Annotated in this window: 19 protein-coding genes; 3 read left to right on the top strand and 16 right to left on the bottom strand. The window is 32.6% G+C overall.

Annotation, left to right across the window (positions count from 1 at the left end; all coding sequences use genetic code 11):
* Positions 1–6 precede the first annotated feature (6 nt).
* From B0M43_RS24270 to B0M43_RS24205, 14 genes are all read right to left on the bottom strand, one after another.
* Positions 7–720 carry a hypothetical protein gene (locus B0M43_RS24270; protein ID WP_078005739.1) on the bottom strand — a complete coding sequence of 238 codons (714 nt, stop codon included), beginning with the start codon at positions 718–720 and terminating at the stop codon, positions 7–9.
* A gap of 124 nt (positions 721–844) precedes the next feature.
* Positions 845–1,417: a hypothetical protein gene (locus B0M43_RS24265; protein ID WP_078005738.1), complete on the bottom strand. Its 573-nt coding sequence runs from the start codon at positions 1,415–1,417 to the stop codon at positions 845–847.
* Between the two features lie 99 nt (positions 1,418–1,516).
* Positions 1,517–1,825, bottom strand: a complete 309-nt coding sequence (locus B0M43_RS24260) for a hypothetical protein (protein ID WP_123921751.1) — start codon at positions 1,823–1,825, stop codon at positions 1,517–1,519.
* Between the two features lie 697 nt (positions 1,826–2,522).
* Positions 2,523–3,140, bottom strand: coding sequence for a hypothetical protein (locus tag B0M43_RS24255; protein ID WP_078005737.1), 618 nt, complete (start codon positions 3,138–3,140; stop codon positions 2,523–2,525).
* A 3-nt stretch (positions 3,141–3,143) separates the two neighbouring features.
* Positions 3,144–3,653 carry a hypothetical protein gene (locus B0M43_RS24250; RefSeq protein ID WP_078006154.1) on the bottom strand — a complete coding sequence of 170 codons (510 nt, stop codon included), beginning with the start codon at positions 3,651–3,653 and terminating at the stop codon, positions 3,144–3,146.
* Positions 3,654–3,763: 110 nt separating this feature from the next.
* Positions 3,764–4,480 carry a 3-ketoacyl-ACP reductase gene (locus tag B0M43_RS24245; protein ID WP_078005736.1) on the bottom strand — a complete coding sequence of 239 codons (717 nt, stop codon included), beginning with the start codon at positions 4,478–4,480 and terminating at the stop codon, positions 3,764–3,766.
* A gap of 113 nt (positions 4,481–4,593) precedes the next feature.
* A complete protein-coding gene (locus B0M43_RS24240; protein ID WP_065451254.1) occupies positions 4,594–5,181 on the bottom strand; it encodes an LURP-one-related/scramblase family protein in 588 nt (195 codons plus the stop codon).
* A 139-nt stretch (positions 5,182–5,320) separates the two neighbouring features.
* Positions 5,321–5,641: a TonB-dependent receptor plug domain-containing protein gene (locus B0M43_RS24235; protein ID WP_078005735.1), complete on the bottom strand. Its 321-nt coding sequence runs from the start codon at positions 5,639–5,641 to the stop codon at positions 5,321–5,323.
* Between the two features lie 80 nt (positions 5,642–5,721).
* Entirely contained in the window at positions 5,722–6,663 is a 942-nt protein-coding gene (locus tag B0M43_RS24230) for a hypothetical protein (RefSeq protein WP_078005734.1), read from the bottom strand.
* A 2-nt stretch (positions 6,664–6,665) separates the two neighbouring features.
* Positions 6,666–7,166 (bottom strand): RNA polymerase sigma factor, encoded by a 501-nt coding sequence (locus tag B0M43_RS24225; RefSeq protein ID WP_078006153.1) that lies wholly within the window; start codon positions 7,164–7,166, stop codon positions 6,666–6,668.
* A 423-nt stretch (positions 7,167–7,589) separates the two neighbouring features.
* Positions 7,590–8,108: a hypothetical protein gene (locus tag B0M43_RS24220; RefSeq protein ID WP_078005733.1), complete on the bottom strand. Its 519-nt coding sequence runs from the start codon at positions 8,106–8,108 to the stop codon at positions 7,590–7,592.
* A gap of 5 nt (positions 8,109–8,113) precedes the next feature.
* A complete protein-coding gene (locus tag B0M43_RS24215; RefSeq protein WP_078005732.1) occupies positions 8,114–8,950 on the bottom strand; it encodes a hypothetical protein in 837 nt (278 codons plus the stop codon).
* Between the two features lie 27 nt (positions 8,951–8,977).
* The gene (locus B0M43_RS24210) at positions 8,978–9,652 is read right to left on the bottom strand and encodes a hypothetical protein (RefSeq protein WP_078005731.1); all 675 of its coding nucleotides are present in this window, start codon (positions 9,650–9,652) and stop codon (positions 8,978–8,980) included.
* 94 nt (positions 9,653–9,746) lie between these two features.
* Entirely contained in the window at positions 9,747–10,883 is a 1,137-nt protein-coding gene (locus B0M43_RS24205) for an IS110 family transposase (protein WP_065450665.1), read from the bottom strand.
* 532 nt (positions 10,884–11,415) lie between these two features.
* Between B0M43_RS24205 and B0M43_RS24200 the strand changes: the two genes are divergently transcribed.
* Positions 11,416–12,297, top strand: a complete 882-nt coding sequence (locus tag B0M43_RS24200) for a PPK2 family polyphosphate kinase (RefSeq protein WP_078005730.1) — start codon at positions 11,416–11,418, stop codon at positions 12,295–12,297.
* Between the two features lie 36 nt (positions 12,298–12,333).
* Here B0M43_RS24200 and B0M43_RS24195 read toward each other — a convergent pair whose 3' ends face one another.
* Positions 12,334–13,167, bottom strand: coding sequence for an IS3 family transposase (locus B0M43_RS24195; protein ID WP_078005729.1), 834 nt, complete (start codon positions 13,165–13,167; stop codon positions 12,334–12,336).
* Positions 13,167–13,700, bottom strand: a complete 534-nt coding sequence (locus B0M43_RS24190; protein WP_078005728.1) for a helix-turn-helix domain-containing protein — start codon at positions 13,698–13,700, stop codon at positions 13,167–13,169. The genes B0M43_RS24195 and B0M43_RS24190 overlap by 1 nt, the downstream gene beginning before the upstream one ends.
* 237 nt (positions 13,701–13,937) lie before the next feature.
* Between B0M43_RS24190 and B0M43_RS24185 the strand changes: the two genes are divergently transcribed.
* A complete protein-coding gene (locus tag B0M43_RS24185) occupies positions 13,938–15,395 on the top strand; it encodes an alkaline phosphatase PhoX (protein WP_123921749.1) in 1,458 nt (485 codons plus the stop codon).
* Positions 15,396–15,490: 95 nt separating this feature from the next.
* Positions 15,491–17,272 carry a cytochrome-c peroxidase gene (locus B0M43_RS24180; protein ID WP_078005727.1) on the top strand — a complete coding sequence of 594 codons (1,782 nt, stop codon included), beginning with the start codon at positions 15,491–15,493 and terminating at the stop codon, positions 17,270–17,272.
* Positions 17,273–17,559: the final 287 nt, after the last annotated feature.

Here is a 17,559-nt window from a genome sequence, read left to right as displayed (position 1 = left end):
GTGTTGCTATTTTCGTTCTACAATTTCAATTCCATTATAATTAGGAATTTGGCCAATTGATTTGGAAAAGTGAAAAGGATTTATTGATTTTACTACATCTGTTTTGTTTATTGAATCAATTTTCTTTTGATTAAAGAATTCGTATACTTCTTTATTTTCAGTAATTCCTTTTAAACTTATTTTGTAAGGAATAGTCTCAAACGCATTGTCTTCTCGGGATAGAGAACTCCAGTCGCTTTCTTTAACGCCAATTCCTTCCGTTTTATATTTGCTGCGAACCATCAAAAGAGTGTCACTTTTTATATCTATGATTTTAAATAGGGTTTGTGATCTTTTACTTCCCATGGTATTTGCATTTAACAAAAACATGGAATCAATATTTACCTTATAAACGTCTCCAATTTTTGGATTTGCAAGCATTTCACTGGTTTGTGCATTGGTATGTGAAACAGAGTATTGTTTTAACAAACCAAGAAGAAATAATAAACCCAGCAAAATTAACAGTGACCAAGGATAAAGTAATTGCCAGAGTGTGCGCTTATGATTGGCTTTAATGTTTTTTATTGCATTAATTATTCCGGGAGAATATTTTTTTTGACCAAATGCTTCAGCAAGTAAAGGCGTATTTACTGATTTAATCTCATGACCGCATTCGGTACAATGTACAGCGGTTGGTCTGCCTAGCCCAAACATAGGGATTATTGCAGCTGCATATTTCATGTATAATATAACTTCGATAGTTCCTTTTTTAGAGCAAACCGGGCAAGTCTCTTTTTCTATTAGTATCGAAGTTAAAGGCTTTGAAACAATACTGTGATAATAAAACATGACTTTTATGGATTAATTAAATATTAGTTTTTTCGATCATTTGATAAATCGTTTTTTTGAACTTTATAGTATCTACATCTAAAACTGTTGCTTCAATTTTAAATATTGATTGGATTTTGTTTTTGGTATTAAATTTCATCAACTTTTTTTTGGTACTATTTCCTATTTTATCAAAATAAGCAGGTGTTTTAACAGTAATGCAAAGTTCTTTTACCTTTGCAGAACCAAAGTAAGAACTCCCAGTTTCTAGTTCTGTTGCGCCAGTAATTTCAGTCCAGGGAACAATACCTACTCCGGTATAATCCTTATTAAAAAACTCAATGCCTTTTTCTGTTAGAGCCATTATTGCCTCATTATTTGATGCAATTTTATACTTTTTGATCGTTTCAATTAATAATATCACAAAACATATTGGCATAAAAATAACCAATTTAGGATAATAGAAATTTTCAGTAAAAAATTTTCCGGTTCCGTACCAAAATCCAAACAGGCACGATAATGTAAGCAAGCCAAAAATTATAGATTCATTTTTTAATTTTTGCTTATTTATATAGATTTTACTTGGGAACTGTAATGATTTTGTTTCCATATATTAGGCTTTTTAATTTATTTTAAAAATTTATTTCGTTTAAAAAAATGTAAATAGATATAGTTAGAAATGTGCTGCACTTTTAGATATAACTAATGATTAATTTTTATGGAGCCATCCTTCTATTACTAAATTAGTTGCAGCGTAATTTGAGCCAGAGACTGTTATTTCTGCTGGTGGCTCTGAAAAGAAATAATCCGGATATTGCGTCACAGTATTTATACTGTATGGAAGAATATCTTTATGACCATATTCTATTGAGGTATTTCCTGTCTTACTGTAGCCAATTAAATCAAAAAACAAAGGAGTTGCCGTGTCGTTTATTATGAGGGAGGCAGAGTCTTCGTTTTGGAAGTTTACAGCTAAGATAACTCCGTTTTCAAGTTTGTAAGTGGTGTTATATACCAATACATATCTGCTAACGTTTTCATTATTTTTGACTACACAAATGTTAAGGCATCCAAAAGTCATATAAATAAATAGGCCAATGGCAGGAATTAGAAATGTTAAAACAATAGTTCGCTTATACTGTGAGAAAGAAGTTATACGAAAAACTAATATTAGAATTACAACTAGTAAGCTTGAAAAAATTATGATGAAGAAAAAGAGCAGCCAGTAAGATATCATTGTTTTGAATTTTTTGGTGAAATGTCTTAATGCTTTGCAACTAAAAAAAATAGACTAAGTTTTACGATTTCTTTTAATCTGTTCTCTATAAGAAAACATTTAAGTCTTCATTTTCAGTATGTAACCAATGAAAGCCATTATTGTTTTAACGAGTGCAAATTTCAGATTTAAGTTTGGGAAATAAAGCCTTTAAAAGACTTACAAATGTCATTTTAGGCTATATTTTGCTTTAGAAGATGGTTATAAAAAAAGTTCTCGAAATCAGAAAACCCTTTAAAATGTGCTTTCTGATTTCGAGAACTTTGTTAAAGTTTAAATTCAATTTTTGTGGTTATTTTGCGTAAAATGAACGTTATTTGCAGCTTTGGTTTAAAACTTTGTCAAAGTTGAAACGTTAGTTGTAGTCAGAATAAAATTCTATTTTTGATCTTTCTGCAATTGCCAATTTCAAAGAATGAATAGCAAAAACTCGCGACATTTATTTCAATTCAATTTTCTTTCGGGTCAATTTTAAACTTTCGTCATTAGGATCCTTTTCCATTTTATAAACTGTTTTATTTTCAAGGAAAATACTTTTTTGTAAATCTTCAGCTGTAAATCCTTCGCAGCCAGTTGGAATTAAAAAGGATTCTATAATTTGTTTCCAGTTTGAATTTTGCAAAGAATAGGTTGTCATCGAATAAGTACATCCGTTCATAGGCGCCTGAAAGATTGAAAAATCATCTTTTCCGTCTTGGTTTAAATCTCCTTCGTTAATAAGCTGAGCTTCGCAACAGCCAATAACAATGGGTTTTAGTGCTGAATTACTAAAAGAAATCGTGTATTCGTCAGGAGTTCCGTCTTCAATAGGATTTCCTTCACCTTCTTTTGTTTTGGTAACAAAGGCAAATTCATTTTTTCCGTCACCATCAAAGTCACCTTCAATTTTTTCACCAATCAAGAGTTTATTTGTTTTTTCTGCTTGAGAGGTTTTGTCTTGAAGTTTAACCGAAACAGAATCTTTTTTTGATTTTTCGATTATGGGATTCTCGGATTTATTTTTTTGTGAACAGGAAATCAAAAGAAAGGCGGCGAATAATAGAATAGTTTTATGCATACTCTATTTCTGATCTTCCGGAATCACTAATTTCAACGAATTAATATAATCCGTATCAAACTCGATAACTCTGATTTTTTGCGGATTAAAACTCAATTCACCACCAAACTGACCTTTTATATCTAAAAAATCAATAGTTAATTCCTCGTCGTTTAATTCGATCAGTTTTCCTAAATAAGCTGATTTTGCTGATTTTTTCGAAATCTGAAAAATGCCGTATTTGTTATTTACATAATTCAGGATCGAATTCAAATCTCTAATCGGGATAATATCCTCAGCATTTGTTTTTAAACCTTTTAAACGAATTACTTTTTCGGTAAATGCAAGATCCTGATCTCTGTGAATGGCTTCGATGTTTTTGTTCTTCAAAATCACAAAACCATCCAGTATAAAATCCTCCGGATTGTTTCGTAGTAAAATCCAGTCGTCAGAATAATCGATAAGAAATCCGGTAAAAAGTTCTTTTTTATCCTGAAATTCTATTGAAATTAATTGTCTTAAATATTGTTCCATCATATTTTTGTTGAAATTCCAATTTTTTAAAATTCCAAATTCCAATTCATAAAGTTTTTTACGTTCAAGAATAGGAATTTGGAATTTAAATTTTGGAATTTATTTTATTTTTAAGGGTTAGTAGACCAAATACTGCTGTTTTTAATGAAAACGCGACGGCTTAATTTCAGCTGAGCAATAATTAATTCGGCGACATCTTCAGATTGCATTACTTTATCCGGATTACCATCTGTAAGTTTTAAGTCTAAAGCCAAATCGGTGGCAACCGTACTCGGCGTTAAAGCCGTAACGCGAATATTATGTTTGCGAACTTCCTGCATTAAAGAATCAGTCAATCCCAAAACGGCAAATTTCGATGCGCTGTAAGCACTTGTCAATGCATTTCCATTTAATCCCGCTGTCGACGAAATATTGATGATATCACCAGTTTGTCTTTCGATCATATTAGGTAAAACTGCACGGGTTGTGTAGTAAGTGCCCATTAAGTTTACCTGAATAATTTTTTCCCATTCAGTTGGTTCCAATGTCATGAAATTGCCAAAAGCAGCGATTCCGGCGTTGTTGATTAAAATGTCTATGCTTTTAAACTCTGCAAAAGCTTTTTCTACCGCACTATTGATAGAATTAATATCAGAAACGTCAGCAGATAAAGCAAGAGATTTTACACCTAAAGCAGTAGTTTCAGCAGCCAATTGATCTACATCTGCCTGAGTTCTTGAAACTAAAATTACGTTTACTCCTTCTTTGGCAAGTGCAATTGCAATTGCTTTTCCAATTCCTTTTCCTGCACCTGTAATTAAGGCATTTTTATTTTTTAAGTCTGTCATGATTTATTTTTTGAAATGCAAAAAGCATCATTTTAGTAACACAAAAATACAGTTTTTGCTTCCTAAAATCATGCTTTCGCTTATTTTCTTAATCTAAGTTTAACAACTTCAATTTATTCTTTCAGTACCATGTCGATGCACATAACAGCGGCAAGGATTAATTGTCTTAAAGGACTATCTGGCGCAACAGTTTCTTCAATTTGTAGCACATAATTATCAGCGCTCGTAAAAAACTCTTTGCCCATTCCTGCCCATTTTTTGCTTACCTGGGCCAATTGTTTGTTTTCATGACTGAATTTAAAATCCCAACCTGTCCATTTTCCCTGAAGCGTGGCGGCAGTTCTTTCGTTTTTATCGAGAATTTCAAATTTTCCTCCAATCGAAAATAATTTTTGTTTAAATGTTCCCACTAAACGGTCTTTTTCGTCAAAAACTTCAACAGTCGAACGAAGCCAAGCGATACCACGTTTTACAGAAATTATTTTTTCGCCCGAAGCCGTAGTAATTTCAATATCAAAAGGAGTCATTCTTTTATAATCTGTGAAGCGTAACATTTTGGTAAAAAAGCCCAGGTTATTCTCGCGGCAGTTCATTATAATTTCATTGCTTTCCGGATTGTAAATGTCGTAGTTGTTAGCGGCTTTAAACATACCGATATGTTCTTTTACAAGAAATAGATTCTGATTTAAAATTGGGTTCATGAAATTTTGTTTGATATTGATTTATATAAATATTTTTATCTGAATAAATTTTGAAGGATTTTCAAAAGGAAATCAAATGTAAAAATAATTTTGTTAATAAATCAATATTAAATTGGTTTGAATTGTAATGATTTAAAGCTTAATCCTTGTTTTTTGATCTAATCACAATAGCTCCATGTATCGCTTTTTCTCCATAAAGAGCTGTTGCATCATTAGCTTTTAAAACCTGAATGCTTTCGATATCATTGGGGTTTAGTTTAGAAAATTGTTTGGCATCTATTACAATTCCGTCCAGAATTGTTAATGGTTCATTGAGAAGAGGCCGGGATGGTGCACAGATTATTATTTTATTGGTTAAAATGGATTGCAATGTATCTTTTGTCTTTGTTTTTTCCTGTGCTTTAGCAACGAAACATATAAGCATAGAAAGGGCTAATGAAATAAGTTTTACGTTTTTCATGATGATAATTTGAAGTAAATGATGAGTTTTATCTTTGTCAAAGCATTACACTTTGACAAAGATTTTTTAGATTTTTTCTTTTAGTTTTTAGGAGTTGGCTTACCTGTTTTGGTAGTGATAATTACCACTCCTTTTTTGCCTTTTTCGCCATATTTTGATGTGGCTTCAAGATCCTGAAGAACAGTTATGGTTTTTATTTCCTGTTTATTCAAAGGGGCATAAGGACTTGTGGGATTTTTGCCGAATAAATCATTTTCAGAATAATAAATTCCGTCAATAATATATAATGGAGCGTCCAGAACAACTAGTGAATCTACATTTTCAGGTTGCAAATTAGGAAGTTCGGCCTGCATCATTTTATCTCTTTTTTGGTCGTCGCTATGTGCTATTGCATTTCCGTTGAGAATAATTAGCGGAGCACTTTTTTTAGCTACCTGAGTTTGGTTATCAGCAAATGCAACTTTAGCCGATTCTCTCTCTATAGTTCTGGAATAATCTAAGTTTTGAGCCGCTTTATCTTTCAAATTATTATTATCTTCTTCTAGCGCATACTCAGCTTGTATAGGTGCATTGGCAGGTTCTTGACTAATGATGGCATCTGCGCTTCCTGCTCCCGTAGCCTCAGAAACGTAAGCGGTATTTTCTGCTACATTATTTTGAGTGGTAACTTGCTTATCTAAAATTTTAAGCGCTTCCGGTTTTGGAATTAGTACTGAATCTGAAGCAACAACAGCTTTATTCTTCTCTAAAATGTTTTGTTTTATCTTTTCTTTATTAACAACTGTAGAATTCTGAATTGTTGTTTTGTCTGATTTTATAAACTGAGAACCTATTGAAATTAATAATAAAAGAGAAGCTGCGATGGCAATTTTTTTCCATAACGAGATTGCTTTTTTATCTTCTTTTTTGTCGAGTTTTTCTTCAACGCGTGCCCAGACTTTGTCCATTCCGGGAAAATCTTTTTGTTCCGAGTTTTCTGCGGCTTCTTTAAATTTATTGAATATTTTATCTTGATTGTCCATGACTATTTTGCTTTTTGGTAATACAATTTATTTACTAAATCCTTTAGCTTCGTTTTGGCGGCATTCAATTGTGATTTTGATGTGCCTTCAGAAATGTTTAGCATTGCGGCAATTTCTTTGTGTCCAAAACCTTCAATTACAAAAAGGTTAAAAACAGTTTTGCAGCCGTCTGGAATATGGTTGAGTAAATTGAGTAAATCTTCTTCTTCTAATATATTAATCTCATCCGTAAAAGGTTGCGAAAGCAATTTGACATCATCAAGATACATATTGAAATTGGTGTGCTTCTTTATCGTTGCCAAACAATGATTTACGGTTATTTTACGCGCCCAGGCCTCAAAAGCCAGCACCTCTTTTAGTTGCTCCAGTTTTGTAAATATGGTATAGAAAGCGTCAGCCATGGCTTCTTCTATTTCTTCTTCCTTTTTGAGGTATCGTTTGCAAAGGCGATACAATTTTGGAGCCATATGCTCATAAACCTGACGCTGGGCATCACGGTTCATTTTTTTGCAGTTAGAAATTAGCGTTTCGTTTATCACAATTGTTGTCTTTATACTAAAGAGGGTTGAAAAGATAAAAAGGTTGGGACGGAGGTTAAAAAAAGTTTTTTTTAAAGGTTCAAAGGTACAGGGGTTCAAAGTTACAAAGGTTTTATCTTTGAATATATTTGTAAAGGCACATTTGTAGAGACGCACAGCAGTGCGTCTCCCGCAAAGATATTCACCAGTTTATGTTATTGCTCCGGAATTTTATAAAGAGTTCCGGAGCAACGGATCATATTGTAGAGATGGATTTTAATCCATCATTCGCAAGTAAATCGACAATGTATATATCATTCTCAATAATATACAAGTGGACATTCGTTGCGGGAGACGCACTGCTGTAAGCCTCTACGTTATAATAAAAATAGAAATGAAAAAATGAATTTAATTTTTATTTACTGTATTTTCATACCAATTTTCTATTTTCCTAATAGATTCTTCATTTGTTTTCGGATTGCAATTCAATCCCATATTAATTTCTGTTTTTGAAATATAGGAGTTTAGAAAAATTATTGCAAAACCTCCAACTTCACCACTTTCACTTGACATAAAAGAGGAAAATGTACTCATATATCCACAACATTTTTCTTTAGAATGCATAATTGATATCAAATACTCAATATCATTCGGTTTTACCCAATTATCAGGAAAATCTCCTATCATTGTTACAAAATTAAATTTCGAATCTTTATTGTATTTCTCTTTTAGAAGTGTAATAAATGACTTTGGATCTAAATCTTTTGCCCGTATGAAATACCCTTTTTTTGTATTAAAATCTAAATCTTTAAAATTGAATGTTGTAGAGCTCTTTATTTCAGTTTTATTTATTTTAAAATTATAAAATACATAACCAATACTCAAAAGAATGATAAGTACTAACAAAGAAAGAATTATTTTTCTCATGAAATTTACTTAACCGGCAAAACCAACTTAAAAATCTTAGTTTCCAACAATTCCGTATCATTATCCTCGCACAATAAAAACTCAATTTTGTTATTTTCTTTTTTATAGAAAGTTAGACCTTCGAATTTATTGGTTGAGGTTATTTTTTGAGTAAAATCTATTTTCATGGTTTTAAGGTCGATTCGGCCAATGAAACTTCCAAGAATTTCACCATCATCGTAAGTTGATTTGGTGTCTTCGGCGGTAGAAAGGAAATAAATTTTGTCTTCGACCAAGATGGCATCGGTAAAACTGGAGCGAACGCCTTTTATTTTTGGCAGTTTATAATTGGTAGCAACCAAGGCAAATTCTTCGCCCAGACTTTTAGCATGAATGGTAAAAATGGTATTTTTGTTTGAAACTCCGTTTCCGCGATTGAATAAATACCAGTTTTCACCATCGAAGATTGCACCTTCGAGATTAAAATCTTCCGGTTTTATTTCGCCAAAGCTTTGCATTAAACCGTATAAATCAACGAGATTGTTTTTTTGTAAAATGGTTTTGTTTTTAAGATCAAACTCGATCATTTTGTTTCGGTTTTCGGTAGAACCGGAACCAAATACATATAAGGTATCATTATGATGCGTGATCGATTCAAAATCGGGTTTAATGTTTTTCGGAATGTTTTGCGACGGATTATCAATTAAAGCGTGTTGATTTAATTGCTGATTCTGCATATTGTATTCGTATAAAAATCCGCTGTTATCGCCAATAATATAAAGTGCATCATTGTTATAAAATAATCCTGATGCCGAACCGATGCCTATGATTTGAAATAATATTTCTAATGTGAATTTTTCCATGAAATGTTTGTTTTTGAAAGCTTTTATTTATCTCGACTTTATCTTTTTAAATGTATTGTTTTTTTCTGCTTCCGAAGTTATTCTTTCGAGCATGTCAATTATTAATTTACTTTTTAAGTTAATGTTATGTTCGTAGTTTATATTGTACAATGTTTTGTCTGAGAAAGTATCGTTTGTTTTTTTTAGGTTAAAATGGTCGAAGACTTTTATTGTTGTTTTATTCTTATTTATCATTTTAAAAACCTGATATCTAGAATGAGAGGTTCTCAAAGTTGATGTGTGTTTGTTTTTATCAGTTGAAATTTTATATTCAAATGGCTTGACAACTTCTTTTTCGATTAAATTTTTATTTGAGAAATAAATATCCCAAAAATTATCTTTAGAAACTATGCTTCCCGGGTATTTGAAACAGGTATTTATTTTAGTTAAGAATGTCTTTCCTTTTTCTTTCCAGAAAACATATGCTGGTTCATGTTTTAGTTCATCTTCGCAAGTTTCTTCGTCATATATTTTAGATGAATCATATGTTCGTTCGCATCCCACACAATAATTTTCATACACACAAATTATATCGATTTTTTTTGACTTAAGATCTTTAATGAAATCAGAAGTTAATTTATCAATGTCAATTTCTTTATTGGTTTGTGCATTTCCTATAGTGGATAAATAAAAAACAAATAAAAATAGAATTGTTTTGGTCATTATTGATTTTGAAATATTGGAAAAGTTCTTTTGAATACTAAACCTAGGTACTATCTTAATTACCTAATTAATTTTAATATTTTTTATCTTTGTTTTAACAGAGAGGAAACTTACTGTGATCATTCGCTGGATGTTTACCTTGTGCAGCCTCAATTTTATTGGGGCTGTTTTTTATGCCTTTTTCAAAGGCAAACAGAGAGAAAGACTTCTGCTCCTTTTCTTGGATGCTTTTTATATAATTTGGTTCAAAGCGTTCCTTTTTCTTCCACATATAATAAATCATTGTCAGTAATTTCTTTTGAACGGCAACATAGCTTTTCATTTTGATTCCGTGCTTATTATAAGTTCGTTCAAATAGTTCCTTAAATGGTTTTACTTCGCATTTTATAACAACAAGTGATGGCATGTGCATTGCTCTTCTAATTCTGGAATTACCTTTTTTTGATATTTTGGTTTTTCCAACCCTGGTTCCTGATTGGGCTTCTACAACATCATAACCTGCGTAAGAAACCAATTGTTTGTAGTTGTTGAAGAGTTCGAAACCATTAGTTTCGGCTAAAATTGTTGCTAAAGTTAAAATCCCAATGCCTTTTATTTCTAAAATATTAGCAACACGTTCAGCTATTTTTGCATCTGATTTTATGTGGTTGTTGATTACTTTTTCCAATTCTTTCAGCTGTTTGTCAAATAAAATTATGGTTTCTTTTAATTGATTTGTTACTGGATCGACTTGATGCATGGCAAAACTTAATGCATCGAATTGATTTTTTAAAACCGTTTTTAATTCGGTTACATTTTGATGTTGTCTGGTATATAGTCGTAATTCATAAAAAAATGTTCCCATAGGCTGCCAGGTATCCAAACATTGCTCGGCTCCCATCTGGGATAATCCTTTGGCATCGATACTATCATTTTTTGATTTTAATCCAATTGCTTCCAAATACTTTTTGGCCTTATTGGGTAAAATAATAGAAACCGAAAATCCTTTTTCAAATAAATAATAAGCGCAATTTTCATGATAAATCCCTGTAGCTTCCATACATACAACAACTGGAACATTTTCCTTTACGTGTTTTAATACCCAATCTTGTAAAATTTTAAATCCTTTTTTATTATTGGAAATTACAGTACTTGATTTTACAATTACTTTTTGTTTTTCATCAATACAACTCATACAAGCATTGATCTTTTTGCTTGAAACGTCTAGTCCCACAGAATACTTTAAATTCATAATTCCATATTTTAGAATAATAAACAAAAAATTACACTGGTCTTTGCTCATTTTTTATACAGCATCTTTATCTAAAATAAAGTGCTTAAGTACTATTGTGACTTAAAATGTAATTAAAACTAAGAGGATTTACCTAGTGTTTACAATATCATCAATGATGTATTTCGCCCCGATAGAATTTTGCAACTTAGTTCTGTTTATCAATAGTTTATATCCAAAGATAAGATTTTGATATAATAATGTAAAGATATGAGCCCTGATAGCAATGAAAATACTTTGAGAAGAAATTGTATTTTTTACTGACAGAACAAAGCGACCAGAAAAAGCTCTTATTGTGGCTTGTAAAAAAACAATTTATCGAGAAAGTATTACAATGAGCAGTCCTGATAGCTATCGGGATTCGTAAAATTAGTATATTTATAATTATAAAAATGTAGAATATATGAAATCGCCACTTATAAATCTCTATAGAAAGAAAAAGATTTGAAAAGGCGATAACATATATGACCTCTAATAAATAAAATCAACATATATGAAATCGATAGACCCGAAGGATTTTAAAGTTACAGATAAAATAAAATTGTCAAAAATTCCGACCCTACTAAAGGTAAAAGCGGATGATGACGAAAAGGAGGAAAAACTGGATAAAGTACAGGCAAAACTGAGCGATTTGCAGGATGTCATGTATGCGCATAACAAGTATGCGGTTTTAATTTGCCTTCAGGGAATGGATACTTCGGGGAAAGACAGTTTGATTAGGGAGGTTTTTAAAGAATTTAATCCGCGTGGAGTGGTGGTGCACAGTTTTAAAACGCCTAATTCGGCTGAACTGGAACATGATTATTTGTGGCGTCATTATATTGCTCTGCCGGAAAAAGGGAAGTTTGCAATTTTTAACCGTACACATTACGAGAATGTTTTGGTAACACGCGTACATCCTGAGTTTCTTTTGGCAGAGAATTTACCGGGAATTAATTCGGTTGATGATATTAAACCCAAATTTTGGAAAAGAAGAATTGAACAAATTAATAATTTTGAAAGTCACATTGCAGAGAACGGAACGATTGTGATGAAGTTTTATCTTCATTTAAGCAAGGAAGAACAGCGCCAACGCTTATTACGCCGACTTGAAGAGGGAAAACACAACTGGAAATTTTCGCCGGGTGATTTGAAAGAACGTGAACATTGGGACGAATATCAGGAATATTATGAAGAGGCGATCAATAAAACTTCGACAGAACACGCGCCGTGGTATATAGTTCCTGCTGATGATAAGGAAATGGCCCGTTATATTGTGGCCAAAATTATCTGGGAAGAGATGAAACAATACACGGATATTAAAGAACCGGAACTGGATGATGCAATAAAAGCCAATTTTGAAATGTACAAGGAGGAACTAAAAAAAGAGTCTTAAAGTAGACTGCACCCAAAAGTTTAGACAAATTAATAATTAAGTTTTATAATAATGAGCTCGATATTGTATCGGGCTCATTCCTTTTAGATTAAGTTTAATTCTGTCATTATTATAATAATTTATATACTCAACAATCTCTTGTTTCAATTGATTAATGGAAGTGTATTTTTTAAGATAAAACAACTCTGATTTTAATATTCCAAAGAAGTTTTCAATTATCGCATTATCAAGACAATTACCTTTTCTGGACATACTTTGTTTAATTCCTTTTTTCTTTAATAAATGGTGGTATTGTTTCATTTGATACTGCCAGCCTTGGTCAGAATGCAGAGTCAGATTAGTATTATCGGGTATTTTTTTAAATGCTTTTTCAAGCATATTTAAAACTTGATTAAACACTGGTCTTTGTGATAATTCATAGCTAATTATCTCTCCATTAAACAGATCAATTATCGGCGATAAGTACAATTTATTGCCAGAAACATTAAATTCAGTCACATCGGTTGCCCATTTCTGGTTAGGTCTATCAGCTTTAAAATTGCGCTGTAGTAGATTAGGAGCTATCTTTCCCTGCTCTCCTTTATACGATCTGTACTTCTTGATTCTGATTAAACTTTTTAATCCTAAAAATTTCATCAATCGAAGCACTGTTTTGTGATTAATTAAAATCCCCTCTTTTTTGATTAATAGAGTAATACGTCTATATCCTAATCTACCTTTATGATAATTGTAAATCTGTTTAATTAAATCTTTTATCTCTTGATATTTATCGATTGCCTGACCTTTCTTTTCATAATAATAATACGTACTTCTAACCATGTTCATACAATTTAGTAAAAGATCTAAATCATACTTATGCCTTAATTCCATTATGGTTTGAGCTTTTTGTTTTGATTGGCTTGCTCGGCTTGAACTAAGGCGTTGAACTTTTTTAGAATTTCATTCTCAGCGCGCAGGTACTCTAACTCCTTTAAGAGTTCCTCTTCCCTGGTTAGAGGTTTGTCTGTTTTTCGTTGCTTTCTCTTAAAATTCATAACTGCTGGTCTACCACGTGATTTAAGTTCTAAACCTGCCAAATCATCTTTTGCATATTTTCTTTGCCAGCTTATTATGGTTGACTGCGCTGGAATTTTGAAAATCAAGCAGGCTTCATCCAAAGATAAAGACTTATTTTCAATGGTTTGTATCACTTTTAATTTAAAGTCTGCAGTATAAACTTTATTTTTTTGCCTTGGAAAAAGACCTTCAATTCCAAATTCATTATAGCGGCTAATCCAGCACGTAAGGTTGCTTTCAGCTATCTTGTTTGCTCTAGCTGTGCCTTTAACCGAATTATGTCTTTTCAAAACTTCTTCTACACAACGAAGTTTAAATTCACAATTGTACTTGACTTTTCTTTCCATAAAAATGCCCCCAAATAGTGTCTAACTTTTTGGGGGCAGTTCAAAGTAAGACTCTTTTTTTTGCCTCAATGTTACTAGAAGTTTACGTGTGTTTTGAATTACTAATTTAATGTTAATTTTTTTGTAGTATTTCTGAGATTTTGATCTCAGTCTTATTTTTTTGATAATATGAAAGTCATTTTAAGTTAAAGAGTACGGATTTACTTTGTAAAAAAAATAAAACCAATTTTTAGCTAAATGAAAAGAATTATTCTACCCCTGGTTATTTTAGGTTCGTTGATTACATCTTGTAACAATAACGATTCTAAAGACGAAACAGAAACACCAACGAGTGTTGTATTAAAGGATCAATCTGTAACGCCAAGTTTATTAAAGGCACAGGCAGGTTTTGAGAGTTTAAAAATTTACTCTCTTTTTAGTTCAGATGATGTATTTCCGGACAGTCCGAAATTTGTTTTTGGAGGTTCTGCAGATGGTTCAGGTTTATTGAAAAACACTGACGGAACTTTTACTTTTTTAGTAAACAACGAAGATAATTTTGCTGTTTCGAGAATTACGCTTGACAAAACATTTAAACCTACAAAAGGGGAATATTTGCTAAACTCTAGCGGAGGAACATGGAGATTGTGTGGCGCGACTATGGCAACAAAAGAAGAACATGGCTTTGGACCTGTTTATTTAACTTGTGGAGAATCTGGTGAAGAATCCCGCACGCATGCATTAGATCCTTACGGAAGTGTAGGTTCTGCATCTGTATCTAAAGAATTGGCTGGATTTGGCCGTTTAAGCGCTGAAAATGCTTTGCCATTGCGCACATCTGCTTACAAAGGGAAAACAGTAGTTGTAATTGGCGATGACGATTCTGGAACTTACGGAGGTCAGGTTTTTATGTATGTATCAAATGCTGTAGGTGATTTAACCAATGGTTCTTTGTATATGCTAAAAAGAAATGATGACAACCAAAGAGAAAAGGATATTGAAGTTAGTAAAACATATCCGGTTTCTTTTGTAAAAATCGACAACCATACTACGCTTACCGGTGCGCAAATCAATGCATCAGTAAATACTCTAAAAGCGATTAAATTTGGTCGTGTAGAAGATTTAGATTACCGTAAAGGTGGTGATGCTGCAGATCGTGAATTGTATTTTAACGTAACAGGACAAAATACTACAGGAACAAATGCAGATGGTTCAAGAACAAAATACGGTAGAGTTTACAAATTAAATCTTGATGCTGCTGACCCGTTAAAAGGAACTCTTGAGGTTATTCTTGACGGAGATAACCGTTCAGGTGTCGCAGGGAAATTCCAAAATCCGGATAACATTTGTGTAACTAAAAACTATGTATACGTTCAGGAAGATGCTAACGGATACGGAGACGAAACTCACGATGCTTATATCTACCAATACAATATTGCTACAAAAGCGTTGAAAGTTGTAGTTGAATTAGATCACCGTCGTACTGCTACAGATGCTGCGAAATATAACGTAGGCGGAACTTCGAAATTTGGAGATTGGGAATATGGTGCTTTGATCGACGTATCAGATCAGGTGGGTATTGATGATACTTTTATGTTAAGCGTTCAGCCGCATACCTGGACAGGAGAAAAATATTTAAGTCCTGACGGAGGAACAAATCGCCCGAAAGAAAATCAGGCAAGTCAAATTGTAGTGATCAAAGGTTTGGCGAGATAAATTTCTAAATTATTATAAAACAGTTGTCCACTATCTCTATTTGAGGTAGTGGTTTCTGTTTTTCTGAATATTCCTCTTTTAATTTTTATTACATCATGAAAAAAATATATTGTTTGTTCTTTCTGGTTGTGTTTATTGCTTGTGAGAAAAAAAGCAAACATCAGGAAGTAAATGAACTGTTTCAGGCTGATATCACTTTATTGGTTGAAAAAGTAGCCAAATTGAAGTATTCCGTACAAGCGGATTCTACTGCAGCGCAAATTCAGCGACAATTTCTGGAAGCACATGAAAGCTATAAAAAGGTCGAAATGATCAGCGAGTATTATTCGCCCGCAGTTTCTAAATCGATCAACGGACCTGCAATACCGGAGTTTGAAGAAAATGATAAAGTAACGGTTCCGCCCGAAGGTTTTCAGGTTATCGAGGAATTGGTTTTTCCGAAGTACAATAAAGAAAGTAAAAAGGAACTACTTCAGGAATTGGGAGTTTTATCTTCAAATTTAATTCGGTTAGAAAAAGTATCAAAGTCTAATGAACTAACAGATGCGCATGTTTTTGATGCTATGCGACTTGAAGTGTACCGAATAATTACTTTGGGAATTACAGGTTTTGATTCTCCAGTAATATTGAATTCACTTCCTGAAGCTTCTGTAGCTTTAGCAACTATCGAAAAATATTATAAAATTTATCTGGAGAACGAATCAGTTTCGAATGGAAAGCAGGTAATTGAGATTTTAGAAAAAGGAAAGAAATATTTAAAAGCAAATACCAATTTTAATGCTTTTGATCGTGCATATTTTATCAAAGAAATTTTAAATCCGTTAAGCAAAGGAATTTATAAAACACAAGCCGAATTAGGAATTCCGTTAATGAAAGAACAAAGAGGCCTGAAAGTTACCGCACAAACTTTATTCGATAAAGATGCTTTTGATGCCGAAGCATTTTCGGGTTTTCCGGATTATCAAACAACACCGGAAAAAATCGCCCTGGGTAAAAAGTTGTTTAATGATCCTGTTTTATCCGGAAATAATACACGTTCGTGCGCTTCATGTCATCATGCCGAAAAAGCTTTTACGGATGGTTTACAAACAGCGGTTGCATTAGACGGAAAATCAATGATTCAGCGCAATACACCAACATTAACCAATATTGCTTTTCAGCGTGTGTTTTTTGCAGATTCGAGGGTAAGTTATCTCGAAGATCAGGCCATTGCGGTTATTAAAAATGAAAATGAAATGCACGGCTCTTTAGAACAATCGGCTTTGACGATTCAGAAGAATGGTGATTATGTGAAGGATTTTAAAAAGGCTTTTCCAAAAGGAGAAATTAATGAATTTGCAATCAAAAATGCTTTAGCATCTTATATTCGTTCGTTAAGTCATTACGATGCTAAGTTTGATGCATACATGCAAAATAAAACAGCGTTTACTGAAGATGAAAAAGCAGGATTTAATTTGTTTGCCGGAAAAGCCAAATGCGCCACTTGCCATTTTGTTCCGCTAACAAACGGAACTGTTCCGCCAAACTTTGACAGATCCGAAAGTGAAATTCTGGGAACTCCCAATAAAAATAAAAAACTCGACGGAGATTTAGGAAAGTTTGTCATCACGCAGGCAGCCATTCATAAAAATTCGTTTAAAACACCAACAATAAGAAACATCGAACTTACCGGGCCTTATATGCACAATGGCGTTTATAAAACACTTGAAGAAGTAATTGATTTTTATAATGATGGAGGAGGAATAGGTTTAGGATTCGACGTTCCGAACCAAACTTTACCTGAAGACAAATTAAACTTATCCGATAAGGAAAAAAAACAGCTTATTGCATTTATGAGAACTTTGACGGATAAGAAGTATTTGGAGAAAAGAGAATAGAAAAAAGAGAATAGAAAAAAGAGAATAGAAAAAAGAGGTGAATTTTACCGCAAAGACCGCAAAGATTTTTATTTGTAAGGTTAAAAAAAACAAAAAGTTCGCAAAGCTTTGTCACTTCAGCTTTGCGAACTTTGCATTCTTTTCAACAGGTAAAAACTTTGCGAACTTTGCGAAACCTTTGCGCCTTTGCGGTAAAATGCACATCGCAGGTTTAATGCTTAAGCTATAAAAATACAAAACCCGGGAGACTATGCGATCTCCCGGGTTTATACCAAAAACAAAAAAAT

Origin of the sequence: Flavobacterium sp. KBS0721 (assembly GCF_002007065.3) — a bacterium.
Taxonomy (GTDB): domain Bacteria; phylum Bacteroidota; class Bacteroidia; order Flavobacteriales; family Flavobacteriaceae; genus Flavobacterium; species Flavobacterium piscis.
Note: the sequence above shows the minus strand (reverse complement) of the source record. Positions and strands in the feature narration are given on the sequence as shown.

Coding starts and splice junctions, on each gene's coding strand:
- B0M43_RS24270 (WP_078005739.1), bottom strand. CDS start 720: ATGAAATATGCAGCTGCAATAATCCCTATGTTTGGGCTAGGCAGACCA.
- B0M43_RS24265 (WP_078005738.1), bottom strand. CDS start 1,417: ATGGAAACAAAATCATTACAGTTCCCAAGTAAAATCTATATAAATAAG.
- B0M43_RS24255 (WP_078005737.1), bottom strand. CDS start 3,140: ATGCATAAAACTATTCTATTATTCGCCGCCTTTCTTTTGATTTCCTGT.
- B0M43_RS24250 (WP_078006154.1), bottom strand. CDS start 3,653: ATGGAACAATATTTAAGACAATTAATTTCAATAGAATTTCAGGATAAA.
- B0M43_RS24245 (WP_078005736.1), bottom strand. CDS start 4,480: ATGACAGACTTAAAAAATAAAAATGCCTTAATTACAGGTGCAGGAAAA.
- B0M43_RS24240 (WP_065451254.1), bottom strand. CDS start 5,181: ATGAACCCAATTTTAAATCAGAATCTATTTCTTGTAAAAGAACATATC.
- B0M43_RS24235 (WP_078005735.1), bottom strand. CDS start 5,641: ATGAAAAACGTAAAACTTATTTCATTAGCCCTTTCTATGCTTATATGT.
- B0M43_RS24230 (WP_078005734.1), bottom strand. CDS start 6,663: ATGGACAATCAAGATAAAATATTCAATAAATTTAAAGAAGCCGCAGAA.
- B0M43_RS24225 (WP_078006153.1), bottom strand. CDS start 7,166: ATGAACCGTGATGCCCAGCGTCAGGTTTATGAGCATATGGCTCCAAAA.
- B0M43_RS24220 (WP_078005733.1), bottom strand. CDS start 8,108: ATGAGAAAAATAATTCTTTCTTTGTTAGTACTTATCATTCTTTTGAGT.
- B0M43_RS24215 (WP_078005732.1), bottom strand. CDS start 8,950: ATGGAAAAATTCACATTAGAAATATTATTTCAAATCATAGGCATCGGT.
- B0M43_RS24210 (WP_078005731.1), bottom strand. CDS start 9,652: ATGACCAAAACAATTCTATTTTTATTTGTTTTTTATTTATCCACTATA.
- B0M43_RS24205 (WP_065450665.1), bottom strand. CDS start 10,883: ATGAATTTAAAGTATTCTGTGGGACTAGACGTTTCAAGCAAAAAGATC.
- B0M43_RS24200 (WP_078005730.1), top strand. CDS start 11,416: ATGAAATCGATAGACCCGAAGGATTTTAAAGTTACAGATAAAATAAAA.
- B0M43_RS24195 (WP_078005729.1), bottom strand. CDS start 13,167: ATGGAATTAAGGCATAAGTATGATTTAGATCTTTTACTAAATTGTATG.
- B0M43_RS24190 (WP_078005728.1), bottom strand. CDS start 13,700: ATGGAAAGAAAAGTCAAGTACAATTGTGAATTTAAACTTCGTTGTGTA.
- B0M43_RS24185 (WP_123921749.1), top strand. CDS start 13,938: ATGAAAAGAATTATTCTACCCCTGGTTATTTTAGGTTCGTTGATTACA.
- B0M43_RS24180 (WP_078005727.1), top strand. CDS start 15,491: ATGAAAAAAATATATTGTTTGTTCTTTCTGGTTGTGTTTATTGCTTGT.